Raw genomic sequence first — 5191 nt, 5'->3', positions numbered from 1 at the left:
CGTCAGCCACGACCTTGCCCTCGTGGCCTCGCTCGCGCACCGCATCACCGTGATGTACGCGGGACAGGTGGTGGAATCCGCACAAGCCTCCGCGCTGCTGCAGAACCCGAAGCATGAGTACACCCGCGGCCTGCTCGGTGCCGTCCTCTCCATCGAGGCCGACGCCGTCCGTCTGCACCAGATCCCCGGCACCGTTCCCTCGCCCACCGCCTTCGCCGCCGGGGACCGGTTCGCCTCGCGTTCGCTGCGGCCCGACGCCGACCCGGACCAGCGCCTCGTGCTGACCCCCGTCGGCGGCAACGCGGACCACTACTGGGCCAGCCACCTGAAGGAGGATGCCAAGTGAGCATGCCAACCGCCACCCCCGTGATCGAACTGAAGAACGTCAAGGTCCACCACCGGGCACGGACCGGCGGGCTGTTCCGGCCCAACATCGTCAAGGCAGTCAACGGCGTGGACTTCAGCATCAGCCGTGGCGAGACCGTCGGCATCGTGGGCGAATCAGGTTGCGGGAAATCCACCCTGGCCTCCGTGCTGGTGGGCCTGCAGGCGCCCACCTCCGGCGACGTGCTCTTCCGCGGCAAGCCCGCCATCAAACGGAACGCCGCCCTGCGCAAGGAATTCGGCCGCTCCGTCGCCGTGGTCTTCCAGGACCCGGCCACGGCCCTGAACCCGCGCATGACGATCCACGACATCCTCACCGACCCGCTCCAGATCCACGGGATCGGGACGGCGGCCTCCCGTTCCGCCAAGGTCAAGGAACTGTTGGCCCTGGTCGGACTGCCCCAGTCCGCGGCCGAGGTCACGCCCTCGCAGGTCTCCGGCGGACAGCGCCAACGGGTGGCCATCGCCCGGGCCCTGGCGCTGGACCCGGACATCATCGTCGCGGACGAGCCGACGTCGGCTCTGGACGTTTCCGTCCGCGCCCAGGTGCTGAACCTGCTCTCGGACCTGAAGACGCAACTCAACCTGGGGATGGTTTTCATCTCGCACGACATCCAGACCGTCCGTTACGTTTCGGACCGGATTTGCGTCATGTACTTCGGCGAAATCGTGGAAGAAGGAGCCGCCGCCGAGGTCTTCGACAACCCCCGCAACGACTACACCAAGAAGCTGCTCGGCGCCGCGCCCAGCCTGTTGCACCCCTGATTTTTCATTCTCACCTCTTACCCTTTCAACCACCCATCATTGGAGTTTCCTGTGTCCACATTCCAGGGCGTCATACCCCCCGTCGTCACCCCCCGCCACGCGGACGGCAGCATCGACACCGATTCGCTGAAGAACCTCACCCGGCACCTGCTCGACGGCGGCGTGTCCGGCCTCTTCGTCCTCGGATCCTCCGGGGAAGTCCCCTATCTGACCAACGCCGAACGCGAACTCGTCGTCAGCACCATCGCGGCGGCAAATGCCGGCGCCGTCCCGCTGATTGTGGGCGCCAACGAACAGACCACCAACCGGGTCATCGACGAGGCCAAGAAAGTCATCGACCTTGGCGCCGACGCTATCGTGGTGACCTCGATGTACTACGCCATCGGCAACGCTGACGAGACCGAAACCCACTTCCGCACCATCCACGACGCCGTCAGCACGCCGATCTTCGCCTACGACGTCCCCGTCCGCACCCACTTCAAGCTCCCCACCGACCTGCTGGTCCGCCTCGGCCGCGACGGCGTGATCGCCGGCGTCAAGGACTCCTCGGGCGACGACGTCGGCTTCCGTCAGCTCCTGCTGGCAGCCCGCGACATCCCGGACTTCGACATCTTCACCGGCCACGAGGTCGTCGTCGACGGCGCACTCCTCGGCGGCGCCCAGGGCGTCGTGCCGGGCCTGGGCAACGTGGACCCGCGCGGCTACCGCAACCTCGTCGACGCGGCAGCCGCAGGTGACTGGGCCAAGGCAGCCGCGGAACAAGACCGGCTGGCAGACGTGTTCGAGATCGTTTACACCCCCAACGGGCGCGTCTCCGGCGGCGCCGCAGGACTCGGCGCCTTCAAGACCGCCCTCCAGCTCATGGGCGTGATTGAATCCAACGCCATGAGCACGCCGATGCAGGCGTTGAACGAGGACGAGACGACGGCGATCAAGGTCATCCTGGAGCGCAACGGCCTCGTCTAGTCCTGGCCGGGGCGGCGGGCGCAGCTGAGCTCCGGGGCGGCCAGCAGTTGGACCTGCCGACGGCGAATGCGACGGATCGTGGTCTTGTGTAGGCGCGCATCGCCGACCAGAGTGATGCGAAGGTCGCCCAGCGACCGTAGCGTCACGGCGGGAGGTGTCTAAGCGCCGGCAAGACCGCGATCCGTCGCAGCCCCGACCACAACAGACCCAACCAGAATCAAACGGAACGGTAAAAGGACGGACAAGATGTACGCGATCGGTGTTGATCTTGGTGGTACCAAGACTGCTGCCGGGGTTGTTTCGGCGGCCGGGGACGTGCTACTGACGGAGACCATTCCGACTCTCAACCGGGCCGGCGGTGAGGCTGTCCTGGATGCGACGGCGGCCCTGGTTTCGGGACTCCGGGAGCGGGCCGCTGCGGAGGGCATCTCCATCGGGCGGGTAGGCATCGGATCTGCCGGAGTGATCGACGCCGGGCGCGGCGTTGTGGTCTCGGCCACCGAGTCGATCTACGGCTGGTCCGGCACCGCGCTGACCGAAGGCCTGGCCGAGCGGCTCGAGCTTGCCCCGGAAGATGTCCGTGCCGTCAACGACGTCCACGCCCATGCCCTGGGCGAGGCCTGGCGCGGGGCAGCCGCCGGCAGCGCAAGCTCGCTGCTGGTGGCCTTCGGTACGGGCGTTGGCGGCAGCCTGGTGCTTGACGGGAAACCCGTGCTCGGGCACCGCTACGTGGGCGGACACGTCGGGCACTTCGCCTCGCCCTACGCCTACCACGACGGGAAGCCGCTGCCCTGCGTATGCGGCGGGGCAGGACACGTGGAGGCGGTCGCTTCCGGTCCTGCCATCCACGCGTCCTATCAGCGGCTGGGCGGCGCCCCGGAGGCGGTAGACACGCACGCGGTCTTCGCCCTGGCGAGGGAAGGCAACGCCGAAGCGGCCCGGGCGATCCTTGCCGGCGCCCAGGCCGCGGGCCAGGCACTCGCGGGTCTGATCAACATCCTGGACCCCGCCGTCGTCGTCGTGTCCGGGGGCCTCGCCGCCGCCGGAGAAGCCTGGTGGGCACCAATGAAAACCGCGCTGCGACGTGAATTGCTGGACCCGCTGATAGGGGTGCCGGTACTCCCCGCCCGGCTTGGAAGCTCCGCGGCGATCGTCGGCGCCGCCAAACTTGTGCTGAACTGACTACTTCCCGAAGTAGCGGATTGGCACGCCCCAACAACCAGCTAGGAAACCCATGATCCTGACACCCGGGGACCTTGAGTCCCTCCGCTCCCGACTCATCGTTTCGTGCCAGGCCTATCCGGGCGAACCGATGCGGGACCCCCGCACCACGTCGCAAGTGGCGGCATCGGCGGTCATCGGCGGTGCCGCCGCTGTCCGCGTCCAGGGCCTCGCAGACGTGCAGCACACCCGCGGCGCGGTCGAGGTTCCGGTAATCGGGCTCTGGAAGGACGGGCACGACGGCGTCTTCATCACCCCCACACTCCGCCACGCCCTCGCGGTGGCCAACGCGGGCGCTCACATCGTCGCCGTCGACGGCACTCGCCGCGGACGGCCGGACGGCCTCAGCCTGGCCCAGACGGTGGCCGGCATCCATGGACAGTCCCACGCCCTGGTCATGGCCGACTGCGGGTCCCTGGCCGATGCCGAGGCGGCCGTGGAGGCCGGCGCCGACCTGATAGGCACCACCCTGGCCGGCTACACCGGGGAACGGCCCAAGACGCAGGGGCCCGATCTGGAGCTGCTGGAGCAGCTCGCGTCCGCCAGCCTCGGCCGGCCGCTCATCGCGGAGGGCCGCATCCACACCCCCGACCAGGCGAGGCAGGCGCTGGACGCCGGCGCGTTCGCCGTCGTCGTCGGCACCGCAATCACGCACCCGTCCACCGTCACGGGCTGGTTCGCGGCGGCGCTGCAATCCTGAACCGCGCCTGATACCAGTCCGGCAAGTCGCCACCCGTGAAAGGCACCACCATGCAGACCCCGGCCCGCCGCGGAACTTCCACCACTGCGGCGTACCTTTTGTCCGGCACGATGATCTCGGACGGCCAGTCGCACGCAGACTCCGTGGTTGCCGTCGGGCACGGACGGATCGCCTACGCCGGGCCGCGACGCGGCTACCGGGCGGCGGATTTCCCCGAGGCCGAGGAGATCCACCTGCCGCCGGGCAGCTCGATCCTGCCGGGCCTGATCGACCTGCACTGCCACGGCGCGGCCGGCGGAGACTTCCCCACCGGGGACAGCGAGGCGTGCCGGACCGCCGTCGACTTCCTGCATCGCGGCGGCACCACCACGCTGCTGGCGAGCCTGGTCACGGCCTCAAGGGACGACCTCCTGAAGTCCCTGGCGATCCTCCCGCCTCTCGCCGCCGAGGGGCTCATCGCGGGTATCCACGCCGAGGGCCCCTTCCTGTCCCACGCGCGTTGCGGCGCACAGAACCCGCGCTGGCTCCGGGCCCCGGATGCGGCGCTGCTTGGCGAACTGTTGCGGGCGGCGGGCGGTGCCTTGAAAACCATGACCTACGCGCCCGAACTGCCCGGGGCCCGTGAGCTGGTCACCACGCTCACCGCGCACGGCGTCATCCCCTCCCTGGGCCACACCGACGCGGACGCGCACACGGCCGCCGCGTCGCTGACGGAGGCCGCGGAGCTGATGGCCGCGGCGGGCGCCGCCGGCACGGCAGCCCGGCCCACGGTCACGCATCTGTTCAACGGCATGCCCCCGCTGCACCACCGGAAACCGGGCCCGGTCGCGGCGTGCCTGCGGCTGGCCCGGGCCGGCACGGTGGCCGTGGAACTTATCGGTGACGGCGTCCACCTCGATCCGGAGACGGTGCGGATGGTGTTCGAGCTGGTCGGAGCCGAGAACGTCGTGCTCGTGACTGATTCGATGGCTGCCACCGGGCTGCCCGACGGCGACTATGAGCTCGGGCCCTCCGCCGTGGTGGTGCACGACGGCGTCGCCACCTTGCAGAGCAACGGCGCCCTCGCGGGCGGTACTGCCACCCTGCTGGATGTTGTCCGCAAGACCATCGACGCCGGCGTAAGCCCCGCCGACGCGGTTCAGTCCGCGACGGCGG

Annotated in this window: 6 protein-coding genes; all 6 read left to right on the top strand. The window is 69.4% G+C overall.

Annotation, left to right across the window (positions count from 1 at the left end):
• On the top strand, window positions 1-346 hold a 346-nt coding region (locus AB4Y86_RS11555), incomplete at its 5' end, for an oligopeptide/dipeptide ABC transporter ATP-binding protein (RefSeq protein WP_441402369.1).
• 2 nt (window positions 347-348) lie between these two features.
• Window positions 349-1149, top strand: coding sequence for an ATP-binding cassette domain-containing protein (locus AB4Y86_RS11550; protein WP_441402370.1), 801 nt, complete (start codon window positions 349-351; stop codon window positions 1147-1149).
• A gap of 51 nt (window positions 1150-1200) precedes the next feature.
• Window positions 1201-2115 (top strand): dihydrodipicolinate synthase family protein, encoded by a 915-nt coding sequence (locus tag AB4Y86_RS11545; protein ID WP_441402368.1) that lies wholly within the window; start codon window positions 1201-1203, stop codon window positions 2113-2115.
• Window positions 2116-2361: 246 nt separating this feature from the next.
• A complete protein-coding gene (locus tag AB4Y86_RS11540) occupies window positions 2362-3297 on the top strand; it encodes an ROK family protein (protein WP_441402367.1) in 936 nt (311 codons plus the stop codon).
• Between the two features lie 52 nt (window positions 3298-3349).
• Window positions 3350-4036, top strand: coding sequence for an N-acetylmannosamine-6-phosphate 2-epimerase (locus AB4Y86_RS11535; RefSeq protein ID WP_441402366.1), 687 nt, complete (start codon window positions 3350-3352; stop codon window positions 4034-4036).
• A gap of 35 nt (window positions 4037-4071) precedes the next feature.
• The coding region (locus AB4Y86_RS11530; protein WP_441402365.1) for an N-acetylglucosamine-6-phosphate deacetylase at window positions 4072-5191 on the top strand (1120 nt) is incomplete at its 3' end.

The organism is Arthrobacter sp. 2YAF22_2 (assembly GCF_052114645.1).
Lineage (GTDB): Bacteria > Actinomycetota > Actinomycetes > Actinomycetales > Micrococcaceae > Arthrobacter.
The sequence above is the reverse complement of the archived record's forward strand: the minus strand, read 5'-3'. Positions and strand labels throughout refer to the sequence as shown.